At 70.3% G+C, this 22552-nt stretch carries 16 protein-coding genes; 5 read left to right on the forward strand and 11 right to left on the reverse strand.

Going from position 1 to position 22552, the window contains the following annotated elements:
* Positions 1 to 20: 20 nt before the first annotated feature.
* The 6 genes from OG194_RS37435 to OG194_RS37460 form a co-directional block, all read right to left on the reverse strand.
* A complete protein-coding gene (locus tag OG194_RS37435; protein WP_327405172.1) occupies positions 21 to 3875 on the reverse strand; it encodes a lipopolysaccharide biosynthesis protein in 3855 nt (1284 codons plus the stop codon).
* The gene (locus tag OG194_RS37440; RefSeq protein WP_327405173.1) at positions 3868 to 4668 is read right to left on the reverse strand and encodes a polysaccharide deacetylase family protein; all 801 of its coding nucleotides are present in this window, start codon (positions 4666 to 4668) and stop codon (positions 3868 to 3870) included. The genes OG194_RS37435 and OG194_RS37440 overlap by 8 nt, the downstream gene beginning before the upstream one ends.
* 483 nt (positions 4669 to 5151) lie before the next feature.
* Positions 5152 to 6213, reverse strand: coding sequence for a glycosyltransferase family 2 protein (locus OG194_RS37445; RefSeq protein WP_327405174.1), 1062 nt, complete (start codon positions 6211 to 6213; stop codon positions 5152 to 5154).
* The gene (locus tag OG194_RS37450) at positions 6210 to 7085 is read right to left on the reverse strand and encodes a glycosyltransferase family 2 protein (RefSeq protein WP_327405175.1); all 876 of its coding nucleotides are present in this window, start codon (positions 7083 to 7085) and stop codon (positions 6210 to 6212) included. Before OG194_RS37450 ends, OG194_RS37445 begins: the two co-directional genes overlap by 4 nt.
* A gap of 369 nt (positions 7086 to 7454) precedes the next feature.
* Entirely contained in the window at positions 7455 to 7880 is a 426-nt protein-coding gene (locus OG194_RS37455; protein WP_327405176.1) for a hypothetical protein, read from the reverse strand.
* 174 nt (positions 7881 to 8054) lie between these two features.
* The gene (locus OG194_RS37460; protein ID WP_327405177.1) at positions 8055 to 9263 is read right to left on the reverse strand and encodes a S8 family peptidase; all 1209 of its coding nucleotides are present in this window, start codon (positions 9261 to 9263) and stop codon (positions 8055 to 8057) included.
* A 297-nt stretch (positions 9264 to 9560) separates the two neighbouring features.
* On the opposite strand from OG194_RS37460, the gene OG194_RS37465 reads away from it, so the two are divergent.
* The gene (locus OG194_RS37465) at positions 9561 to 10367 is read left to right on the forward strand and encodes an SGNH/GDSL hydrolase family protein (protein ID WP_327405178.1); all 807 of its coding nucleotides are present in this window, start codon (positions 9561 to 9563) and stop codon (positions 10365 to 10367) included.
* A gap of 4 nt (positions 10368 to 10371) precedes the next feature.
* Here OG194_RS37465 and OG194_RS37470 read toward each other — a convergent pair whose 3' ends face one another.
* The 4 genes from OG194_RS37470 to OG194_RS37485 all read right to left on the reverse strand — a co-directional run bounded on the left by OG194_RS37470 (position 10372) and on the right by OG194_RS37485 (position 17548).
* Positions 10372 to 11994, reverse strand: coding sequence for a serine/threonine-protein kinase (locus OG194_RS37470; protein ID WP_327405179.1), 1623 nt, complete (start codon positions 11992 to 11994; stop codon positions 10372 to 10374).
* Between the two features lie 45 nt (positions 11995 to 12039).
* Positions 12040 to 13716, reverse strand: a complete 1677-nt coding sequence (locus tag OG194_RS37475; RefSeq protein ID WP_327405180.1) for a HoxN/HupN/NixA family nickel/cobalt transporter — start codon at positions 13714 to 13716, stop codon at positions 12040 to 12042.
* Positions 13713 to 15806: a tetratricopeptide repeat protein gene (locus tag OG194_RS37480; RefSeq protein WP_327405181.1), complete on the reverse strand. Its 2094-nt coding sequence runs from the start codon at positions 15804 to 15806 to the stop codon at positions 13713 to 13715. The genes OG194_RS37475 and OG194_RS37480 overlap by 4 nt, the downstream gene beginning before the upstream one ends.
* 200 nt (positions 15807 to 16006) lie before the next feature.
* Entirely contained in the window at positions 16007 to 17548 is a 1542-nt protein-coding gene (locus OG194_RS37485) for a DUF4331 domain-containing protein (RefSeq protein ID WP_327405182.1), read from the reverse strand.
* Positions 17549 to 17777: 229 nt separating this feature from the next.
* Between OG194_RS37485 and OG194_RS37490 the strand changes: the two genes are divergently transcribed.
* From OG194_RS37490 to OG194_RS37500, 3 genes are all read left to right on the forward strand, one after another.
* A complete protein-coding gene (locus tag OG194_RS37490; protein WP_019059221.1) occupies positions 17778 to 18320 on the forward strand; it encodes a sigma-70 family RNA polymerase sigma factor in 543 nt (180 codons plus the stop codon).
* Positions 18317 to 19156: an anti-sigma factor gene (locus OG194_RS37495; RefSeq protein ID WP_327405183.1), complete on the forward strand. Its 840-nt coding sequence runs from the start codon at positions 18317 to 18319 to the stop codon at positions 19154 to 19156. Before OG194_RS37490 ends, OG194_RS37495 begins: the two co-directional genes overlap by 4 nt.
* Before the next feature lie 126 nt (positions 19157 to 19282).
* Positions 19283 to 19549, forward strand: coding sequence for a hypothetical protein (locus OG194_RS37500; RefSeq protein ID WP_327405184.1), 267 nt, complete (start codon positions 19283 to 19285; stop codon positions 19547 to 19549).
* 42 nt (positions 19550 to 19591) lie between these two features.
* Here the strand turns inward: OG194_RS37500 and OG194_RS37505 are convergent, their stop codons facing one another.
* Positions 19592 to 20818, reverse strand: coding sequence for a CaiB/BaiF CoA transferase family protein (locus tag OG194_RS37505; RefSeq protein WP_327405185.1), 1227 nt, complete (start codon positions 20816 to 20818; stop codon positions 19592 to 19594).
* A gap of 83 nt (positions 20819 to 20901) precedes the next feature.
* Here OG194_RS37505 and OG194_RS37510 point away from each other — a divergent pair, with 83 nt between their 5' ends.
* Positions 20902 to 22548 carry an amidohydrolase gene (locus OG194_RS37510; protein WP_327405186.1) on the forward strand — a complete coding sequence of 549 codons (1647 nt, stop codon included), beginning with the start codon at positions 20902 to 20904 and terminating at the stop codon, positions 22546 to 22548.
* Positions 22549 to 22552: the final 4 nt, after the last annotated feature.

A 22552-nucleotide genomic window follows, 5' to 3' on the forward strand; every position in this document is an offset into this window, starting at 1 on the left:
GGAACTCCGCTCCTTCACGGTCACTTCATCGTCAGGAACCGCTGCACCAGCGAGGCCAGCACCACCGCCAGCAGGGGCAGCGAGAACCAGAAACTGCTCTGCATCCACCGGAGTTGACGCACACTCGGCCGGACCGCGACCCGGACGACCTCTCGGGCCGTCAGCATCAGGATCAGGGCGAGGGCGGCGAGCGCGCCGACCACCGACCACGGCGTCCAGGTGATCTGCGGTCCGATCGGCCCGGGATCGGGCTTCGGGACCGCACCCGCCGGCTGCTCGCGCAGGGAGTACATGGTCACGTCGGCGTTGACGAGGACCTTCTTCAACTCCTGCCGGTTGTCCAGGTTCTGGATGAGCCGGGACTCCCAGGTCGCCGAGTAGCCCGCGTCCAGCTGGAGCGAGACGACCTGGCTCTTGTTGAGCATCAGATACGAGTTCGGGCCCGCGTCCTTGAGCGCCTTGACCAGACCGGACACCAGCACCGGGTCCGAAGGGGCCAGCGTCGGGACGTAGTTGACCCGCTCCATGTCCTTCGCGCCCCACGGCATCGCCGGCGTCACGTCGTTGACCGTGTCGTCGCTCAGCCACAGCAGCCGTACCGTCGGCTTGTCGTGGGCGTACACGTAGTTCATCGCCGCGACCTCGCCGGGCCGCACCCGCTCGAAGCCCTCGTTGCCCCAACGGGCCACCAGGAAGCCGCCCATGAGCAGCAGACCCGCGAGCAGCGCGGCCAGCGGGGCGAGGCTCACGCGGTCCTTCTCGCGTTCCTTGGCGGTGGCGCCGGTGCGCGGGAAGAGGGCGAGGCCCGCGAGCAGGGCCGCGCCCGGCACCGCGAACATGAAGACGCGCAGCGCCATCTCGCCGCCGTAGGACTGCATGCCGAAGCCCAGGAACGGGACGAAGGTGAGGACGAGGAGGGAGCGTTCGCGGTATTTGTGGTCGCGGCGGCGCCACCAGCCCCAGCAGGCGAAGGCCATGACGCCGCCGGCCAGCAGGACGCGGGTGTAGAGGACCAGTTTGTGGGTCGAACTGCCGCCCTGGATACGGCCGGAGACGGACGTCGACACATTGCTGCCGACGCCGCCGACCCCGCCGAAGAGGTCGTTGAAGTGCCCGGACCAGTACGGCTCGGCCATGAAACCGAGCCAGACCGCGACCAGTACCCCGAACAGGATGGGCAGGCCGCGGAGTTCGGAGCGGCCGAGCAGGACGAGGACCGTGAGCACGCCCAGCATCACGAACGGCGTGAGCTGGTGGGCCGGGACGCTCGCCGCGAACAGACCGATCAACACCAGGAGCAGGACGGCCTGTTGGCGCCGGTCGGTGGGTTCGACCTCCGCCTCGCCGGGACGCATCCTCGTCCACAGGACGTGGGGTGCCCGGAACCAGACCAGGAGGATCGCGACGAAGGCCAGGTAGAGCAGGAAGGTGAAGCCCTGCGGGGAGAAGTAGTCCTGCCCGACCCAGCCGCTGAGCACGAAGATCCAGATGCCGGTCCACTTCGCCCGCCAGCTCGCCCGCAGCGAGCGCACCAGCAGGAACATCGGTGCCAGATAGGCGAGTTGGATGGCCGTGGGCCACCAGCGGATCACCTCGGTCCAGTCGGTGATCCCGCATGCCTTGCCGATGAACGCGGCCACCGCGAAGAAGCCCGGCCAGCTCCAGCGGGCGTCCAGGTCGGGTACGGCCGACCCGGTGCGGTCGATGTAGTCGATGAACCCGAGGTGCTGCCAGGCTGTCGGGAAACGCGGCTCGGTCTCGATCACCGCGGGCAGCGCGTGCAGGGAGATCACCGTCGCGAGCAGGGTGATCAGCAGGAGTGCCTTGTGTTCGCGGCCCAGCCACAGCAGCGCGGCGAACACCACGATCAGCAGCGCGGCGCCGACCAGCGTGGGCAGCGGCAGCACCGAGATCAGGCCCAGCCCGCCCATGCGGTCCAGGTCGGACTCGCCCAGCCGTGCCGCGGGCACCCAGTACAGGAGCAGCGCGGCGACCAGCAGACAGCCGAGCACGACACCGGGGCGGGTGGGCACCAGGCGCTCGCGCAGGGACAACGGGCGTGCGGGCGGCGGTACTTCGGACTCCTGTGCCTCCCGCTCCTTCTCCGCCGCGTCCTCCCGGGCCTGTTCCCGTACGAGCGATTCCTCCGGTACGACCACCCGGTCGGAGCCGCCCGCGGCCTCGAACGGCGCGTCCACCTCCGGCTCGGCGGACGGGCTCACCGAGGACTCCGAACCGGGTTCCCGCTCCTCCACGGGCAGTCCCACGATCTCGGACCGCTTGATGCCGAGCGCCCAGGTCGGCCGCTGCTCGCCGGACACGATGGGCGTGCCGGTGGGCGGGGTGCCGGGGCCCGGGCGTACGTCCGGCCGGCGTTCCAGGTGGTCGAAGTCGACGTGGATGCCGAGCGCGAGGGTGTCGGAGTCGAGCGCCCAGGCCGGGCCGCGACGGCGCGGTGCGGCGACCGGCACCTCGCGCGCGCCCAGGTCGGCGAGGTCGCCGTCCGGTGCCGCGTCCTCGGGCAACTCCGCGGCCGGTGCGGCCCGTAGCGTCTTGAAGAGTTTGGGCGCGGCGATCGCCACGATCACCGCGAGGCTGGAGATCTCGGCGACGCCCGCGCCGGTCAGGCCCATGCGGGGGAGCAGCAGCAGCGTCAGACTGAGCACCAGGGCGCACAACAGGCCCTGTAGCCAGGCGAGTCCGGCGGTGCGGCTCTGCGCGCGCAGCACCGCGAAGTACGTCTCCATGAGGACCCGCAGCAGCGCGCCCACCGCGAACCAGCGCAGCAGCGGCGTCGCCGCGTCCGCGTAGCCCGCGCCGAACACGCCCAGGATGTACGGGGCGCCGATGAACAGCAGTCCGCAGATCGGCAGCATGATCCGGGCCATCCGCTTGAGCGCGGCCCGGGTGTTGGCGGCGATGCGCGCCGGGTCGTGGGAGCCCTCGACGGTCAGCGAGGCGCCCATGTTGATGGCGAGCAGGTTGATCGTGCCGCCTATCGTCGTGGTGATGTAGAAGTACGCGTTGTCCTCGGAGCTGACCTGCGAGGCGATGATCACCGGCACCAGATAGACCACGGCGAGTGAGAACAGCGAGCCGGTGTAGTCCCCGGCGAGGAACCTGCCGATCTCCCGCAGCGTCGGCGGCCTCGCGTGCTCCGCGGTCGCCTTGATGTGCCGGGGCACCAACCGCCGGAACACCAGCCAGCCGAGCGGCACCACGGAGAACGCGATCGCGGCGACCCAGGACACGAAGACACCGCTCGCGGCGAACACCGACGCCAGCCCGACGAGCAGCGCCAACTTCACCGCCGAGAACACGGTGTTGCCCACCGGCACCCAGGGCGCGCTGCGCAGCCCGGTCAGTACCCCGTCCTGGAGCGTGAGCAGGTTCCAGGCGATGACCGCGACGACGAAGCCGAGCGCGGGGATCGGCCCGTGCAGGAAGCGGTACGAGGGTCCCCAGTCGTTCAGCGTCAGCAGGAAGATCCCGGCCCCGAACGCGACGACGATCGAACTGCCCGCGTACGTACGGAAGATGAGGCGCCCGGTGGCACGTCCGGCGACCGGGATGAAGCGGGCCAGGGCGCCGGTCAGCGTGACCGCCGTGAGCCCGGCCAGCAGCTTCATCGCGGCGATGGCCGCCGAACCCTGGCCGACCGCGGTGGGCGAGTAGTAGTGGGCGGCGATCAGCCAGTAGCCCAGCCCCAGCACCGCGGAGATCCCGGTGTTGAGCATCAGGGCGTAGGCGTTGCGGAACAGCGGGCTGCCGCCGGGGGACTTGTTCCTTCCCGGCAGGCGCAGTCGGCGCCCCGTCTGCTGGGGCGCCTCGGTCTCGGGCACCGCGTCCTGGGTGGTGGTCGTCGTGTCAGACACGGGAACGGCTGGCCTTCCGGCGGACCTGTCGAACTCTGCGGACCATGGCGTAGCCCTGGGTGAGGGCACGGTCCCTGGCGAAGTTGCGGGCGATCGCACGGCCCTCGACGAGCCGCTCGAACTCCTCGACTCCCGTACTGCGGCGCACAGTTACCCGCCGCAGCGCGTACGGTCCCTGGCGGCGCCGGGCGAGGTCGTTGCCGACGGCGAGCGCCTGCGCGAACCCGGTATCCCGCACCGCCTGGCGCACCCGGCGGCTGGAGTAGCCGTAGGGATACGCGAACGAGACGGGTACGGACCCGAGTTCGTCGGCGACGATCTCCTTGCAGCGGACCAGTTCCGTGCGCAGGGTGTCGTCGTCGAGCTGGTCGAGCTGCGGGTGGGTGTGGCTGTGACCGCCGATCTCGACGTCCGCGCCCGCGAGTTCGCGCACCTGGTCCCAGTCGAGCATGGTGTCCAGGCCGCCCCCGGTGTCGTGGGCGCCCCGGATCCAGCCGGTGGAGACGAACAGGGTCGACGCGAAGCCGTGTTGGGCCAGCGCGGGCAGCGCGTGCCGGTGCACACCCTCGTATCCGTCGTCGAAGGTGATCAGGACCGGACGCTCGGGCAGCGGTTTGCCGGAGCGCCAACTCGCCGCGAGATCAGCGGTGTTGATGGGCGTGAAGCGCAGATCGCCGAGGAGCGCCAACTGCTCGGCGAACGCCTCCGGCGCGACGGAGAGGGCGCGGGTGGCGTCGTTCGGGGCGGTGGCGACCGAGTGGTACATCAGGATCGGCACCGGTGCGTCACTCATGGCTGCCCCCCGCGCTCGTCGCCGCCACCGCGTTCGGGTGCGTCCCCGTGCCCGGGTGCGTCCCCGCGTCGGGGTACCTCCCCGCGTCGGGGTACCTCCCTGAGTTCGGGTGTGTCCTCGCGTCCGTGTCCGCTCTCGCGTTCGGCTGCGTTCCCATGCCCGGGTGTCTCCCCGTGTCGGGGTGCCTCCCTGTGCCCGGGTGCGTGCCCGCGCCTGTGTCCGCTCCCGCGTTCGGGTGCGGCCCCGTGCTCATGTCCGACCCCGTGCTCATTACTGCCGCCGCGCCCGGGTGCGTCCGCGCGTCCGTGTCCGCTCCCGCGTTCCGGTTCGTCCCCATGACCGGGTGCCTCCCCGTGTCCGGGTGCCTTCCTGAGTTCGGGTGCCTCCCCGCGCCCGTGTCCGCTCCCGCGCCCGGGTGCGTCCCCATGCCCGGGTGCCTCCCCGCGTCCAGGTGTCTCCCCGCGCCCGTGTGCGTCCCCGTTCTCATGTCCGCCCCCCGCGCTCATTACCGCCTCCACGCCCACGCCCGCGCCCGCGCCCGCCCCCGCGCTCGCGTGCGTCCCCCTGGATCTCGACCACCGCGTAAGTGACCCCGCCGCGTCGGGCCCGGACGCTTCCGACGACGTACCCGGCCGCCGCCGTGAACACCCCGGCGATGATCGCGCCCGCTCGGCCCGCGCCGCCCGGGCGGGCGAGTGCGGTGTCGCGCAGGCCGCGTGCCACTCCGGCCGGCAGGACCCGGGTCGTGTACCGGCGCTCCGACTCAAGTCCCTTGTCGGCGCCGACACTTCGGGCCACCAGGGCCTTGGAGAGACCCTCGGCGTACGTGCGCGTGCGGAAGTATCCGAAGTGCTCGCGGACTGCGGGGACCCGGTGGTGGATCACCGCCCGGTCGTCGATCAGCAGCACCGCGTCCGGCCTGGCCCGGGTGAGCCGGATGCAGAGTTCCGTCTCCTCGCCGCCCAGCGGACGCTTGTCGCCGTCGCGCCCGATGCCGGTCGCGAAGCCGCCGGCCGCGTCGAACGCCGTACGCCGGAACGAGGCGTTGCCGCCCAGCACGTTGCGCACCCGGACCCGGCCCGGCGGCAGGCCCTTGTACGTGCAGCCCACCACCCAGTCGAACTCCTCGGGGAACCAGGCCGGCCTGCGCCCCGACGCCCAGATCGGCATCGTGCGGCCGCCGACGGCCATCACCTTCGGGTCGGCGTACGCCTCGGCGAAGTACCGCAGCCATTCCCGCTCGGCCACGGCGTCGTCGTCGAGGAAGGCGATGACCTCGCCGCGCGAGGCGGCGATGCCGGTGTTGCGGCCCGCGGACAGACCGCGCGGACCCGCGTTCGCCAGCACGCGGACCTCACCGGTTTCCCCAACGTCCTTGTACTCCCTGGTGAGTCGGTCCAGGAGAGCGGGGTTGTGGTCGACGACCAGCAACGTCTCCAGCGCGGGCCGTGACTGCGCCCGCACCGAGGAGACCGCCGCGAGAATGTCCTCCCAGCGGTCCTCGGTGTAGACGCAGATCACGACGGAGATGTCGTGACTGCTCAAGACACCTCTCCCCGGACCGAGTTGAGCTGCGGGTCGAGCTGCTGGTCGAGCTGAGGATCGCGTTGCGGGTCCAGCGTGTCGATCATCGTGGAGTGCGAACGGCGGCGCAGCGCACGCCGGTTGGAGCGCTCCTTGAGGATCACCTTGAGCACCCGGATCCCATCCCGCACGGCGCGCAGATTGCTCGTGCCGTGGATACGGAGGTACTCGTGACTGGGGATCTCCTGCACCTTGAGACCGGCCTTGACCACCCGGATGTTGATGAGCGTCTCGATCTCGAAGCCGGTGCAGTCGAGGTCGATCTTGTCGAGGCAGTGCCGCCAGAACGCGTTGTACCCGTAACAGAGATCGGTGTAGCGGGCGCCGAACTTGCGGTTGACGATCGTGCACAGCGCCCAGTTGCCGAGCTTGCGGATGAACGTCATGTCGTCCGTGCCGCCGCCGTTGGCGAAGCGTGAGCCCTTGGCGAAGTCCGCGCCCGAGACGAGAGCGGAGACATAGCTGACGATCTCGTGACCGTCGGCCGAGCCGTCCGCGTCGACCATCACGATGATGTCGCCGCTGCACGCCTCGAACCCGGTGATCAGGGCATCCCCCTTGCCCTTGCCCTGCTGTTCGACGACCTTGACCCCGGGCCACAGCTCGCGGGCCACCTCGACGGTGTTGTCGGTGGAATTGCCGTCCACAAGAACCACTTCGTGTATCCACGCCGGAAGTGTCTTGAAGACGTAGGGAAGATTCTCCGCCTCATTCATGGCGGGAATCACCACACTCACCGGCGGTGTGATCGCCAGGTGAGAGGAGATCGGCCGGTATGTGGCCGACATTAACGGATCTTGGCCCGATGTCGCTGGGCGCAGAACAGAACTCACGAGTCTGGTCCCTCTCGTCCGGCGGACCGCCCGCCCCTGGGCGGCCCGGCTTCGTGCTCCGGTTCGAAAGGGGGGTTCTCACGGGCGCCACGGAGAATACGGATCTCCGTGCACGCATGGTGAGCTGGCAAAACTGGTCGACCCCCGGAAAACATGAAAGCCGGCCGCGCGGACGACTCGGTCACAAAAGCGGTCACCGAGCACGGCACCCCCCTACCGCGCCCCGCCCCGGATTCATCGCGGTCCTTGAGCCCTCCCCTAGAGCCGCTCGATGATGGTCCAGTGCGGGTGAGATGTACGACGGTATTGATGATTGAACCTGTATGGCAAGACCTGGAAGGAGGTCTCACGTTTTTGTTGGTTTGACCGTTACACAACTTTGTCAGCCGTTGTACGGCCCGGCATATGCCGTATGAATACCGATAGCGAAATCAGGCCACTGATCACCGCCACCGCGACGATTCCACCGTCGACCGACCACCGGTGCACGGCCAGCATTCCCTGGGCCACCAGCATGTCGATGACCACCGCACCCGCCACCGAGGTGAGAACACGGCCGAAGGGATCAATTCCGCGCAGCACCGCGGCAATTGCCGAAGCCGGCGCCGCGAAGAGGAAGAACAGTGCGAACGGACCGCGCAACGGCGATCCCGAGTCGACGAGCGCGAGCAGCGCCCCGACCCCTCCCACGGCGACTGCCGCACCCGCGAGCAGTGGTGCCAGGTCCCTCCCCGGTCCTGGCCGTGCCCGCTCGGTGTCGGCGATGGATGGTCTCTTGATATGGAAGGTCTGCATTGGCGACTTTGCCCCCCAGCACGCCGGATGCCGGACTTCAATGTCGCGCAGCCCGACCGGGCACGTCAAGGTGGGGAAGCCGCTTCCACCGGTTCTCGCGCATCCTCGAATGGATGTTCCCCGGAGGCGTGTGCTGCCCCCGGGGAACCGTTGTTCGGGTGGAGCGGCAGGGTGTTACGGGACGAGCTTCAGCAGCAGGTTCGGCGAACCCGTGCCCGGGCTGGTCACCACACCCGAAGTGGCCCCGTTCACCAGCGCCGTGGCGACCTGGGCCGGCGTGGACGAGGTGTGGCCCGAGAGGTATACGGCCGCCGCGCCCGCCACGTGCGGGGTCGCCATCGAGGTGCCCGACAGGGTGGCGGTGGCGGTGTCGCTGGTGTTGTAGCCCGCCAGGATCGACGAGCCGGGCGCGAAGATGTCCAGTGTCGAACCGTAGTTGGAGTAACTCGCCCTGGCGTCCGCGCTGGTGGTGGCGCCGACCGTGATCGCGGTGGCGACCCGGGCGGGGGAGTACGAGGAGGCGTTGGCGCTGCTGTTGCCCGCCGCGACCGCGTAAGTCACGCCACTCGATATGGAGTTGGCGACCGCCGTGTCGAGCGAGGTGGAGGCGGAACCGCCGAGCGACATGTTGGCGACCGCCGGCGTGGTGTGGTTCGAGGTCACCCAGTCGATGCCCGCGATCACCCCGGCCGTCGTACCCGAGCCGCTGTTGTCCAGCACCCGGACCGCCACGATGTTCGCCTTCTTGGCGACGCCGTACGTCGAGCCCGCGATCGTCGTGGCCACGTGCGTGCCGTGGCCGTTGCCGTCGGAGGCGGTGGTGTCGCCGTCGACCGCGTCATAGCCGTAGACGGCGCGGCCGCTGATCTGGGTGTGGGTGATCCGGACGCCGGTGTCGATGACGTACACGGTCACACCGCCGCCCGCGCTGTCCGGGTAGGTGTACGTCCCCGACAGCGGCAGCGCGGCCTGGTCGATGCGGTCCAGGCCCCAGGGCGCGCTGGACTGGGTGGTGTCGGTCAGGTGGACGCGCTGGTTCTGCTCCACCGCGGCGACGGCCGGGTCGGCGGCGAGTCTCTTCGCCTCGGTCGCGGAGAGGCTCGCCGTGTAGCCGTTCAGCACCGTGCCGAACGTCTTGGTGACCGTGCCGCCGTACTCCTTGACCAGGCCCTTGCCCGCGGTCGAGGACGCCGTGAGGCCGGCGCTCTTCTTGAGGGTGACGATGTAGCTGCCGTCGACGGCTGTGGGGGAGCCGGCGGCCAGTACCGTGCCCGTGGCCTGGGCGGCCTGGGCGGGGAGTGCGGTGAGCCCGCCGACGAGAGCGGCGGTGGCGGCGCCGGTGATCGCGGCGAGCCGGAGCTTGTTGCTACGCAGGAGTGCCATTACGAGGGAGTCCTCCTCCAGGCGGCGCGCGCCCGGGTCGGCGCGCGACTGTGGGGATGCGCGCGTTGACGCGCGCACGGCCGTGGAGCGTTGCGTTCCGCACCAAGGCTGAGCAAAGCCTGGGTCATGAACCGGTCTGGTTCAAGGGAGTTGACGGCCTGTCACAGAGCTGTCATGAGCACGCAATCAAGCGCCCCGTCGACCTCTCCGTCGGGCTCTCCATTGGCATGCACACTTCCCGTCAACGCGCGTCACTGCTACGACAGTTGTGGCAGAGATCCTGCTAAGGGAGGTTCCATGAGACGTTCCCGATTTACGGCATACGTGACCTCGCTCCTCCTCGCCGCCGGACTCGCCCTCACCGGGGCGATGACGGCGCAGGCGTCCCAACTGGCCGCCACCGGCGGCTATGTGGCCCTCGGCGACTCCTACTCCTCCGGGGTCGGCGCGGGCGGCAAGATCAGCTCCAGCGGGTCCTGCGACCGCAGCACCAAGGCCTACCCCTACCTCTGGGCGGCCGCGCATTCACCCTCGACGTTCGACTTCAAGGCCTGCTCGGGCGCTCGTACGGGTGATGTTCTCGCCAACCAGCTCGGCACCCTCAGCACCTCGACCGGCCTCGTCTCGATCAGCGTCGGCGGCAACGACGCCGGCTTCAGCGACGTCATGACGACCTGCGTCCTGCAGTCCGACAGCTCCTGCCTCTCCCGGATCGCCACCGCGAAGACGTACGTCGACTCGACGCTCCCCGGTCTCCTCGACAAGGTCTACTCGACGATCAGCGCCAAAGCCCCCTCCGCGCACGTGGTCGTGCTCGGCTACCCGCGCTTCTACAAACTCGGCACCACCTGCCTCGGCCTCTCCGCGACCAAGCGCTCCGCCATCAACGGCGCGGCCGACTACCTCGACGCCGCCCTCGCCAAGCGCGCCGCCGACCACGGCTTCACCTTCGGCGACGTACGCACCACGTTCAGCGGCCACGAGATCTGCTCCGGCAGCTCCTGGCTGCACAGCCTCAACCTGCTGAGCATCACCGAGTCGTACCACCCGACCGCGGCCGGCCAGTCCGGCGGCTATCTGCCGGTACTGGCCGGAGCGGTCTGACCCCTCACTCCGAGGGCGTCGCCGAGTCCGACGCGGAGGCCCCGTCCGACGGGGTCTCCGCCACGCATGTCACCGAGAACGGCACGGAGTTGGACTCCGCCTTCACCGGGCTGCGGATCTCGACGCTGATCTCGTTCTTGAACGTCCCGGTGTTCGAGTACGTCGTGAGGAACACCCGGTCCTGCTTGGTCTTCCCGCCGCCCGACGGGAACGACAGCGTCTTCCAGCCCGGGTTGGAGACCGAACCGGTCTTCGTCACCCACCGGTAGGACACCTCCGCGGGCAGCTTCCCCACCGTGATGCTGGCCGTGAAGGTCGGCGCCTTCGCGTTCGGTGGCGGACAACTGCCGGAGTACTCGGTGTTGGCGCCCTCCACCGTCGCCTTCACCGACTGCGGCGTCGACGAGGACTTGCTGCTGCTCGGGCTCGGAGTGTCGCTCGGAGCCGTGGTCGTGCTGCTGGCGCTGGGTGAAGTCTTGTCCGAGGGCTGGCTCTTGGGGGTGCTCGTGCCCTGGCCCGCGTTCGAGTCCTTGTCGTTGTTCCGGTTGATCAGCGTGTACGTCAGTCCGCCGATCGCCAGGGCCAGCGCGATCAGCCCCGCGACCAGCGCGACGGCCGCCCCCCGGTTGCGGTGCGGTTCGTCCGCGGCCGTCGGCGTCGAGTACGAGTCGGGCGGCGGCCCGAAGCCCTGCACCGGCTGCGGTGGCGTCCGCGAGTCCTGCTGGGAGTAGCCGTCCTGCGGATACCCCGCCATCGTCGGCGAGTACGGCGTCGTCGGCGCCGTGGACGCGCGCGGCGTACCGCCCGCCGCGACCAGCCGCAGATCCTGCTCCGCCTGCTCCGCGGACATCCGCTCGGCCGGGTCCTTGCGCAGCAGTCCCTCGATGACCGGGGTGAGCGGCCCCGCCAACCGCGGGGTCGGCAACTCCTCGTCGACGATGGCCCGCAGGGTGCTCAGCGGGGTGTTCTGACGGAACGGCGACTGTCCTTCGACCGCCGCGTACAGCAGCACGCCGAGCGCCCACAGATCGGACTCGGGTCCCGGCGTACGGCCCAACGCCCGCTCCGGGGCGAGGAATTCGGGCGAACCGATGACCTCACCGGTCATGGTGAGCGCCGAACTCCCCTCGACCATCGCGATACCGAAGTCGGTCAGCACGACCCGACCGTCGTTCGACATCAGCACGTTCGCCGGTTTCACGTCCCGGTGCAGCACCCCGGCGTCGTGCGCGGCCCGCAGCGCGGCCAGCACCTCGGCACCGATGTGCGCGGTCCGCTGCGGCGTCAACGGCCCCTCGGCGTCCAGGAGATCGGCCAGGGACACGCCCCGCACCAGCTCCATGACGATCCACGGGCGACCGTCCTCCGTCGCCACGTCGTACACCGTCACGACGTTGCGGTTGGCGACCCGCGCCGCCGCCCACGCCTCGCGCTCAAGCCGGGCGTACATCCGCTCCACGTCGTCGGATGCCAGTCCGCCCGGCGCGCGCACCTCCTTGACGGCGACCTCGCGTTGCAGCACCTCGTCGCGGGCCCGCCACACCGTGCCCATCCCACCCTCACCGAGGGGGGACAGGAGCCGGTAGCGGCCCGCGATCACACGTTCAGTGCCCGGATCTTCGGACATGGGCTCCCCCCATTCGCAGCCGGGCGAATTCTCGCCAAACGTAACTCAGCCGAGCGCTGATGCCGCCCCCTTGAGCACCAGTCCGACCCCGAGGGCCACGACGACGAGCGCCGATCCCAGCGGCAGGGTCCGGCGGACCAGCACTGCCATGGGGCTGGTGGTCCAGCGGGGGCGCCGGTCCAGCACTCGGTTCATCCCTGTACCCAGCTTGACGACGGCGAATCCGGCGGCGGTGAGGGTGAGGGCGAGACCGACGCCGTACGCGACGACGAGCAGCAGCCCGAACCACGCCTGACCCAGCGCCGCGGCCCCCACGAGAACGACCACGGCGGACGGACTCGGCACGAGCCCACCGGCGAAGCCGAGCAGGATCGTGCCGCGCACGGTGGGGGCGGTCTCGTGGGTGTGGGTGAAACCGCCGTGCGTGTGTTCTACGGCGTGGTCGTGGTCGTGCGTGTGGCCATGGTCGTGGGGATGGGGGTGGTCGTGGCCGTGATCGTGAGTGTCGCCGTGATCGTGACTGTGGGGGTGCGGGTGGGTCTCGGTGTGGGTGGACCCGGCTTCGGCGTGCGCGGAGACCAGGACCAGGGCGCGCTCGGGGGCCTTGGCGGGCTCGTGCTGGTGGTGATCGTGGGGATGGGGATGCGGGTGGGGGTGTGAACTGGCTTGCGGGCGTGGGCGGTTGCGCCAGGCACGGCGTACGAGGTTGGCGCCGGCGAAGAGGACCAGGACGCCGCTCGCGATGCCCAGCCAGGCGATCACCGAGGGCGTCGCGGCCGAGCCGGCCGTGACCAGGAGGCCCAGGGCGACCACGCCGAGGGTGTGGGTGACGGTGACCGAGGCGGCGAGCGGGAGGACGTCCTTGAGGCGGGCGCGACCGCCCCGCGCCGCCGCCGTGGCCGCCATCAGGGTCTTGCCGTGACCGGGCGCGAGCGCGTGCATCGCGCCCAGGGCGATCGCGATGAGCAGGGCGAGGGCGGCGAAGCCGACGGTGAGGTGGTGGCGGGCCACCAGGTTGTTCAGGGCCTCCGTCCAGCGGTCGGCGCCGCGCGGCAGCACGGAGGCGGCGGGCGGTTCCGACGTCGACTGGTCGGCGTCGGTGAGCGCCGGGCCGCCGGGACGCGCGTGCAGGGACACGGTCGTGGTGTCGTCGGGGGAGGAGAGCAAGTCCTTGGGATAGCTGGTGAGTTCGTGCGAGTTCGACTTCGTCGCCACGTCCGACTTGGTGAGCGTCATCCGGTCGGCGCGCGCGGTGATCTCCCGCCAGCCCGGGCCGGTGGTCAGCCCCGCGCTGTGGAAGCCGAGGGCGACCTTGCTCCCCTTGGGCAGCGCGGCGGTCGAACCGCACTCCACCCGCAGGGTGTTGAGCCCGGCCTGCCCCGGACGCAGGCGCGCGGTACTGCTGCCGGGCGTGAGGGCGACCGTACGGCCGTCGACGGTGACCTTGCTGCCCTCGGCTGCCTTGTCGCAGCGCTGCCGGGCCCACTCGGTCATGCCCAACCGCTTGATCTCCGGCTTGACCTGGGTCGCCGGGATCTCGGCGAGGTCCTCGATGTGCGTGACGCGCAGTTGGCCGGGGGCGACGACGAGGCCGTCGTAGCGGTTGACGGTGAAGTTGCCGAGGGGGTGCGCGCTCGCGGTGGCCGTGGGGACCAGGAGGAGCGCGCTCGCGGCCGTGAGGACGGTCGCCGCGGAAGCCAACAGGCGTCGGACCGGCGTCACTTGGTCGCCTCCAACGCCTTACGGGCCTTGCTCGCGCCGAGCGGTGAGAACCCCGGGTTGAGCTTCAGGGCCTTGGTCAGGTGGGCGCGGCCGTCCGCCTTGTGGCCCGTGGCGAGTTCGATCATGCCGAGGTGGTAGATGAACGAGGCGTTGTGGTAGTTGGTGGCCGTGGCCCGGCGGGCGTAGGGGAGGGCCTCCTTGTCGAGGCCGTTGACGTGCAGGGCCCAGGCGAGGGCGTCCGCGGTGTGCACGGTGTGGCGGCGGGCCCATTCGGCGCGGGCGGCCTTCAGGGCGGACTTGATGTTGCCGTGGTCGGCGGCGGCGAGCGCGGTGTCCAGGTCGGCGTTGACGCCGTTGGCGCGGGCCAGCGCGATCCAGGCGTCGACGAGGGCGTACTGGTCGTCGGCCTTCGCCCTGTCGCCCGCGGCGCCCCGGCTCTCGTACAACTCGCCGAGTTCTACGAGGGGTTGGGGCAGCGGGTAGCGGGAGACGACCAGCTCCATGCCCTTGATGGCCTCGGCGCGGTCGCCCAGGGCGGCCTGGGAACGGGCGCGGCCCTCCAGGGCGGGGAGGTAGTTCTCGTCGGCGGCGAGGGCGCGGCCGTAATCGTTCAGCGCGGTCTTGTAGTCGCCCTGGTTCCAGGCGAGTTGGCCGAGCGTGCCGGCCACGTACGAGATGTCGCCGGGGGAGGTGGCGGCGGCGAGGGCCTGCTCCAGGACCTTGCGGGCCGTGGTCACGTCACCGCGCAGCTCGTGCACGTACGCGTAGCGGGTGAAGACCGGGACGCCGGGCTTGCGGGCGTCGGCGAGGTCGGCGGCCTTCGACGCGTCGGCGTAGCGGCCGAGTTCGACGAGCGCGTCGATCCGCGAGCACAGGGCGCGCTCGCTGTACGGGTTCTCCTTCAGGACCTGGTCCGCGTAGGTCAGCGCCTCCGCGAACTCGTGCCGGGCGGCGGCGAGCGCGGCGCGACCCTCCAGGGCGTTCTCGTTGCCGGGCGAGATCTTCAACGACCGCTGCAACGCGGCCTGCGCCTGCGGGTACCGGGACGGATCACCCTTCGTCCGCGCCTGCTCCACATACGCCAGCCCGAGCGTCGCCCACCCGTCGAAGTCCTTGGGCTGCGTCCTGAGATGAGCCTGCAACGAGGCGATACTCGCGTCCAGACTCCCACTGGCGAGCAACTCCGGCGACACGGCACTCGACGCGGCGACCCCGGTGGCACCGCTGTCCTTCGCCGCGCCGATGGCGATGGCCCCGGCGGTCATCGCCACGGCCAACAGGGCGGCGCACCCGGCGAGTTGGACGGTACGCCAGCGGCGGCTCGCGGCGGCCACCCGGCGGACGGCGGCGATGCGGTCCGCGTCACCGGGATGGGGGTGAGTGTGGGCTTCATCGGAGGCCGCGTGGCTGTGGGGGGCGGTTGACCCGTCGTGGGTGTGGGTGGTGGCCGGTCCGTCGGTGTGGTCGTGGGTGTGGGGGGCGCCCAGTTCGTCGGCGGTGGCGTGGTTGTGGGAGGGCGCCGGTTCATCGGCGTTTCCGTGCGCGGGAGTTGGGGGCGTTTCGTCGCCGGTGGGGGTCGGCTCGGGGGACTCTGCGGCGGTGGGGCTCGGAGCTTCACGAGTCTCGGTGGAGGCATCGGGAGTCTGGGTGTGGGTGGCGTCCGCGGTCTCGGAGGCCTCGGCGCCCGGGGCTTGCGGCTCCTGGCCGTGAACCGAGTTGTCGGTCGGCGCTGATTCCGCTCCGGCCCCTGCCGCCGCTTCTGCGTCCCGCTCACGCGCCGGCCCTGCGGCCGTCTTCGTACCGCGCGCGCCGTCCGGTCCGGTGACGGAGTCGACGCTCCGTGCGTCGGTCGGCTCGGTGTCAGACTCCGCGCCGCGCCGACTGTCGGCCTGGGCTCCGGAGTTCGCGCTCCGCTCGGTTTCCGGTCCGGTGTCCGCCTTCGTGCTACGACCACCCTCCGGCCCGGCGCCCACCTCTCCGCCCCCGTCCCCCGAATCATCCCCTTGTTCCCACAGTCGCTCCCACTCCCGCTGTGTCGCCGCCGGCTGCTCGTCCTTCGGCGGCTTGTGGTCGTTCTCGCGCGGGGCCATGCCGTTCCTCCATCGCCTGGGTGGATCAGTGGTTCCGTGGATCTGCGGATCGGTGGGTACGTGGGGATACGTGGGGCAAGTGCCGTACTGCTCAAAGAAGTCGGGTGCCCGTGCCGTACTGCTCAAGGAAGTCGCAACACGGGGTGGCGCGGCCCGCACCGTGGGGGAAGGTGAAGTGCGGGCCGCGCCAGTCGGGGGGTTTAGTACGGGCGGTGGGTCATCCGGCGGCGCCACCACGCGACGGCCGCGCCGATCAGCAGGACGCCGGCGACACCCGAGGCCGCCGACGCGACCATCAGCATCATGTTGTTGCTGTCGGAGGACGAACCCGCCGGCTGCAACGCGTCGCCCAGCTGGTTCTTGACGTCGCTGCCGCTGGTCGTGCCCTTGGCGAGCGGGCCGCGCGAACCCGAGGTGGGCTCGGCGACGTACGGGAAGTACTTCTCGAAGCCCTTGTCGTTCTTGTCGACCGCGTCGCCCAAGTCGTTCTTGGAACCGACCAGTTCACCCTCCATGACCTGGAGCGCGGAGTCGATCACGTCGTCGGTGAGCCGACGCCCGTTCGGGAAGCCCGCGTTGTCGCCGTCCAGGACACCGAGGCGCTTGGGGTGCGCGGCCGGTGCGATCGACGTGTTCAGGCGCAGCATCTCCGACGGCTTCGCGTACGGCTGCTCGGTGTTGAGGCCCTTGACGCCCGTGAGGAACACGCTGACGAGGTCGTTGCGCGGCTCGCTCGGCGCCTTGATCTTGTAGATCGACTCGATGAGCTTCGGGATCTCGGGCTCGGTCACGTTCTTCAGGAACTGCGCGTCGTCCTTGGGCTCGGACGCGTTGAACTTGTCCTTGTCCTTCTGCGGGTTGACGACCTCGTTGACCAACGGGTTGCCCAGGCGCGAGACCTGCGTGTAGTAGCCCTTGGCGTTCTTGCGCTGGGTCGTGGAGTAAATACCCACGGTCGGGCGGGACTTGGACTGCCGGATCAGGTCGTTCGGCACCTGGAGGGCGATCGTGTTGACGTTGTAGCCCTTGAGGGTGTCGTTGCCGACCTCGCTCAGGTTGCCGCCGTAGAGCAGGTCGAAGACGCGCAGGTCCGCGAAGAACGGGTCGTCGGCCTGACCGGCGAAGGTCGCGCCGCCGTTGGTCGTCTTGTAGATCGCCTGCGACCGCAGCTTGGCGTAGTCCGGCATCGACGCGTCGCCGACGTCCGAGGGCGCCGCCGGGATGTCGTCGGCGATCTTCGTCTTGTAGACCGCCTTGCCCTTCTTCAGCTTGATCAGCTCGACGTCGTACGACTGCGTGATGTTGAGGTCCGGGTCGGTGAGACTGGTCACCGGACCCGTGTTGTACAGGAACGTCTTCTTGTTCTTGATCTGCGTGCTGAAGGTGTAGCGGAAGATGAAGTCGTCCAGCGCGTCACCGTTGTTGTCGATGTGCACGTCGTACTGGGCGTCGTCCGCGAACTGGTAGAAGTTCGGGCCGCCGGCGGGCTCCTCGAACGGTATCCAGTTCGCCACGATCGTCGTGGTGTCCGGCTTGTCCGGACTGACGAACGCGTACAGGTCCGTGTTGTCGTACTGCGGGGTCCCCGAGATGAGGGGAGCCTCCCGGTGGGAGGAGGCCGCGGCCACTCCCGGTTCCAGCGCGGCCGTACCGGCGGCTGCGAGCCCCCCGGCGGCCAGCGCGCCACATACGAGGGCCGCGAGCTTCCTGCGTCCCGCACCGCTCCTGGAGATAGGTGTCATGCCGTCCGTCCTCAGTGCCAACTTGCCTGACGCACGAGGATTCGGAGCAGGTGCCGGGGCGGATTGGTCAAACCTGAAAAGTTTTTTTGGCGCCTTCCAATCCGTCCCTTGACCCGCGTTTTGGGCTCCCTGATCCGTAACCCATCCGTAGAGGTGTTCGCTACGAACGCCTCGTGTGACGGGATGTGATGAGGGGATGGGCCGCGTGCGGTCGAAGAGTGGGGGACGGGTGGAGGCCGACGAGCTCCTGGTGCAGGTCGCGGCAGGTGATCAGCGGGCCTTCGAGGAGCTGTACGGACTGGTGTCCGGGCCGGTGTTCGGACTGGTGCGCCGCGTGGTGCGCGACCCCGCGCAGTCCGAGGAGGTGTCCCAGGAGGTGCTGTTGGAGATGTGGCGGTCCGCCGCCCGCTTCGACCCCGGCCGGGGCAGCGCGCTGTCCTGGGTCCTCACCCTCGCCCACCGCCGGGCCGTCGACCGGGTGCGCAGCGCCCGCGCGGCCGGCGAACGCGAGCAGCGCGAGGCCCGCCGCTCCCACCACCCCGCCTTCGACCAGGTGACCGAGGAGGTCGAGGCAGGCCTGGAACGGCAGTTGGTGCGCCGCTGCCTGGACCGCCTCACGGCGCTGCAACGGCAGTCCGTCACCCTCGCCTATTACGACGGCTATACGTACCGTGAAGTGGCCGAGCGGCTCTCGCTGCCGCTGGGCACGGTCAAGACCCGCATGCGTGACGGACTCACCCGGCTGCGCGACTGCCTGGGAGGTGTCGCATGAGCGTTCTCGCCCGACTGTTCGGCCGGGGGGATGTCCACTCGCTCGCGGCTCCCTACGCCCTGGACGCCCTGGAACCCGACGAGCGCCGCCAGTTCGAGAAACACCTCAGGGGCTGCGACCGCTGCGCCGAGGAGGTGCGGGCCATGAGCGAGGACGCGGTACGCCTCGCCTGGTCCACCGTGGCCCAGCCGCCGCTCGCCATGCGCGACCGCGTGCTGGCCGCCGTACGGCAGACCCCGCAGGAGCCCGGACCGCTGCGGGAACATGTGCGGGAGCCACAGGCGCGGGAGTACACACCCCGGCTGCCGGCCCATGTGTGGGGCACACAGCCGCAGGCCTCGCGCGCCCGCGTGCCCCAACGGCGCCCGTTCTTCGTGCCGTTCGCCACCGCGACGGCCACTGCCGCCCTCGTCGTGGCCTCGCTGTTCGCCGTGCAGGCGAACAAGACACAGGACAAGCTGGACGCCGCGCAGGCGCAGTCACGTGACATCGCCCACGTTCTCGCAGCTCCCGACGCCCGCGCGACCACCGGTGCGGACACCGCGGGCCGGAGCATCGGCGTGATCGCCTCCGCCTCGGAGGGGCGCGCGGTCGTCACCCTGAGCGGATACGGCGCGCTGCCGAGCGGGCGCGTGCATCAACTGTGGCTGATGCGCCCCGATGTGCAACCGCGCTCCCTCGGGCTCTTCAAGGACGACACGCCCTTGGTCGCCACCGGACTCGACAAAACCGCAACATCACTCGCAGTGACCGTCGAGCCCGACGGGGGCTCTGCGCAGCCCACAACTCAGCCAGTTGTCCAACTCGCCCTGAAATCGGTTGGATTCGGAGAGTAATCAAGGAGGGGTCGTCAACACCCTTACGGGGAAGGTGAATCCTGAGACCTCGATACACGAGTGCTCGGTTGGGGCGATAGGGTTACCCTGCCCGGGCCGGGTGGACTCGTACGGGTGGGGAGTGACATGGAACAGATAGTGCGCAGCAGGGCAAGGGTCCCTGCGATCACGTGCGGGAGCAGCGCGACGAGTTCGCGCCTCGACCGCCATCTCTCGGTGCTGGGCGGCCCTGCCGTCCCGCAGCGCGAGACGGCAGAGGCGACCTCGCTGATGCGTGAGCTGACGTCGCGTGACACCACGCAGGAACGCAGCGCCACAGGTACCCGAGTGAGCCGCGTCAAGCTCTTCGCGCCACTGCGCAGGCTGCGCCGCTCGCTGTTCGGCGGGCGCTGAGCAACTCCTCGGCGCCCCCGGGGAGTTCCCGGGGGCCCGCGCTCAGGCCGCGACACCGTCCCGGCGCAGTGCTGCGATCTCTGTGTCCGCCATCCCCACGGCACGCAGCAGCGCCACGGTGTGCTCCCCGAGCGCGGGCACGTCGCCCATCCGCGCCTCGCCTCCGCCCGGCAAGGTGATGGGCGGCAGCAGCGCCCGCAGCGGCCCGACCGGCGAACCCACCTCCCGCCACCGCTCCCTGGCCACCAACTGCGGGTGCTCCGCCAGCTGTTGTACGTCTCTCAGCCGCGCGCAGGCCACACCCGCGCGCTCCAGCAACCCCACGGCCTCGTCGGCGCCGAGCCCACCCAGCGCCGCACCGACGAGGGCGTCGGTGCGCTCCCGGTTCACGACCCGCGCGGCGTTCGTCGCGAAGTCGGGATCACTCCCCAACTCCGGCCTCCTGATGACCTGTTCGGCCAGCCGCCGCCACTCCCGGTCGTTCTGCACCGACAACAACACCCTCCCGCCGTCCGCCGTGGGATAGGCGTCGTACGGCGCGATGACGGCGTGCGCAAGTCCCGTGCGCGCCGGGGGAGTTCCACCGTGCATCGCGTGATGCAACGGGTGCCCCATCCACTCCGCGAGCGCGTCCAGCATCGACACCTCCACGGGCCCACCACGCCCGCTCACACCCCGGCGCACGAGCGCCGCGAGCACACCCGAGAAGGCGTACATCGCCGCCGCGATGTCGGCGGCCGGAATCCCCGCCTTCACGGGCTGCTCCGGCGTCCCGGTCACCGACACCAGCCCCGCCTCGCACTGCACGAGCATGTCGTAGGCCCGCTTGTCGGCGTACGGGCCCGACGCCCCGTACCCGGAGATGTCCACGGCGACCAGCCGAGGATGCGCCGCGCACAGCGTCGCCGCGTCCAGCCCCAGCCGGGCCGCGGCCCCGTGCGCGAGGTTCTGCACGAACACGTCGGCGCCGGCGATCAGTTGTCGTACGACGTGGACACCGCGCGGATCTTTGAGATCGAGCGCGATGGACTCCTTGCCCCGGTTGCACCACACGAAATGCGAGGCCAGACCACCGGCCGCGCTGTCGTAACCGCGTGCGAAGTCACCCCCGTCGATCCGCTCGACCTTGATCACCCGGGCGCCGAGATCGGCGAGTTGGCGGGTGGCGAAGGGCGCGGCGACGGCCTGCTCGACGGCGACGACGGTGATGCCCTCCAGAGGGAGAGGCTGGGGCGGGGGCGCGGGCAAGGGCTCCATGCCGGGGATCATGTCCCGTGCCTGACACCTTTGTCATGTGGGGAGCATGATGCGTATGGCTGATGCACCGATCCTCGCCGCTCCCGGAGGCGCACGTGTGTGACCCCCATGACCAGCACGAACACCAGACGACGACCGCCGCCGACCCGGTGATGGCGGCCTCCGCCCACATCGCGGCACCCACCTACGTCCCGCCCACGGGCCTGGCCCGGGACAGCCCCGCCAAGACGGCCGCGCTGGACTGGATCGCCGAGCACACGGACCGGATCACCGCCCTCAACTCCGAGATCTGGGAGCACGCCGAACTCAGCCTCCGTGAGTGGAAGTCGTCGCTCGCCGAGGCTGCGTTCCTCGAACAGGCCGGATTCCAGGTCGAGTTCGGCACGGCCGGCTTCCCCACGGCTTTCACCGCGACCTTCTCCCACGGCACCGGCGGCCCCGTCCTCGGCTTCAGCGGCGAGTACGACGCGCTGCCCGGCCTCTCCCAGCACAGCGGCGTCGGCCACCACGACCCGCGCGAGTACGTCCACGACCCCTTCGCACCGGGCTACGGTCCCGGCCACGGCTGCGGCCACTGCGCCCTCGGCACGGCGGCGGCAGCGGCAGCGGCGGCCGTGGCGCAGGCCGCGCAGCGACACCAACTCCCCGTCACCGTCAGGTTCTTCGGCTCCACCGCCGAGGAGAACCTGATCGGCAAGACCTACGCGGTCAGCCAGGGCGTCTACGACGGCCTCGACGCCTTCCTCGACTGGCACCCCTCGACCTCCAACGCCACCGGCTGGGGCACCAGCACCGCGATGACGGCGGTGACCTTCACCTTCCTGGGCGTGGCCGGGCACGGCGGCCACGCGCTCGGCAACAAGAGCGCGTTGGACGCGGCCGTGATGATGGCGACCCTCTCCGAGTTCCTGCGCGAGGAGAGCGTGGCGCCGAGCGGACGCCTCCACTGGGTGATCAACAACGGGGGTGACATCCCGAACGTCACCCCGGAGATCGCGGAGATCAGTTACTACGTCCGCGAGGGCAGCCCCGCCCGCGTCCAGGTCCTCCTCGACAAGGTGATCGCCGTCTCCGAAGCGGCGGCGAAGGCCTCGCAGACATCGGTTCGGCACCGCATCACCGCCGCCTGCTGGAACCAACTCCCCTCCCGGGCCTTCGCGGAGCTGATGTACGACAACATGCGGCAACTCGGGCCGCCCGAATTCACCGAGGAGGCGCAGCAGTTGGCGCGGGACCTCCAGGAGTCGCTCGGGCTGCCGCAGCAGGGCCTGCACACCGAGATCGCCGAACTCGCCCCGCCCAACCCTGTGTTCCTCGGCGGCGGCTCGACGGATGTCGCCGACATCAGCTGGAACGTCCCGACCGTCTCCATGGGCGCCGCCCTCGCCCCCATCGGCAGCAAGCTGCACACCTGGGCCCTCACGTCCTGCGCGGCGTCGGCACCCGGCCGGGCGACCGTCATCGCCGCCGCCCGCTATCTCACGGCGACGGCGATCGACCTGCTCACCCAGCCGGAGCAACTCAGGGCGATCAAGGACGAGTTCAAGCAGCGCACGGAGGGCGTCGTATGGCGGACGGCCCTGCCCGACGGCTACGAACCACCCATGTACGAACCCCCGGAGTGGTTCCTGGAGCGGACCGGCCAGACCTGGCCACCGGACAACATCACCTGGCCGCCTCAACAGGTGGTGTCCCAGGAGAAGTTCTCGTCACTGGGCCCCGAACTGCCGCCTCAGCGGTAGCGGT

The sequence above is a fragment of the Streptomyces sp. NBC_01288 genome (assembly GCF_035982055.1).
Classification (GTDB): domain Bacteria; phylum Actinomycetota; class Actinomycetes; order Streptomycetales; family Streptomycetaceae; genus Streptomyces.

What these genes read in the sequence shown, in the direction of transcription:
- OG194_RS37495 (WP_327405183.1), top strand. Translation starts at nt 18,317, where the DNA reads ATGAGCGTTCTCGCCCGACTGTTCGGCCGGGGGGATGTCCACTCGCTC.
- OG194_RS37440 (WP_327405173.1), bottom strand. Translation starts at nt 4,668, where the DNA reads ATGAGTGACGCACCGGTGCCGATCCTGATGTACCACTCGGTCGCCACC.
- OG194_RS37480 (WP_327405181.1), bottom strand. Translation starts at nt 15,806, where the DNA reads ATGGCCCCGCGCGAGAACGACCACAAGCCGCCGAAGGACGAGCAGCCG.
- OG194_RS37505 (WP_327405185.1), bottom strand. Translation starts at nt 20,818, where the DNA reads ATGATCCCCGGCATGGAGCCCTTGCCCGCGCCCCCGCCCCAGCCTCTC.
- OG194_RS37485 (WP_327405182.1), bottom strand. Translation starts at nt 17,548, where the DNA reads ATGACACCTATCTCCAGGAGCGGTGCGGGACGCAGGAAGCTCGCGGCC.
- OG194_RS37455 (WP_327405176.1), bottom strand. Translation starts at nt 7,880, where the DNA reads ATGCAGACCTTCCATATCAAGAGACCATCCATCGCCGACACCGAGCGG.
- OG194_RS37460 (WP_327405177.1), bottom strand. Translation starts at nt 9,263, where the DNA reads ATGGCACTCCTGCGTAGCAACAAGCTCCGGCTCGCCGCGATCACCGGC.
- OG194_RS37500 (WP_327405184.1), top strand. Translation starts at nt 19,283, where the DNA reads ATGGAACAGATAGTGCGCAGCAGGGCAAGGGTCCCTGCGATCACGTGC.
- OG194_RS37465 (WP_327405178.1), top strand. Translation starts at nt 9,561, where the DNA reads ATGAGACGTTCCCGATTTACGGCATACGTGACCTCGCTCCTCCTCGCC.
- OG194_RS37470 (WP_327405179.1), bottom strand. Translation starts at nt 11,994, where the DNA reads ATGTCCGAAGATCCGGGCACTGAACGTGTGATCGCGGGCCGCTACCGG.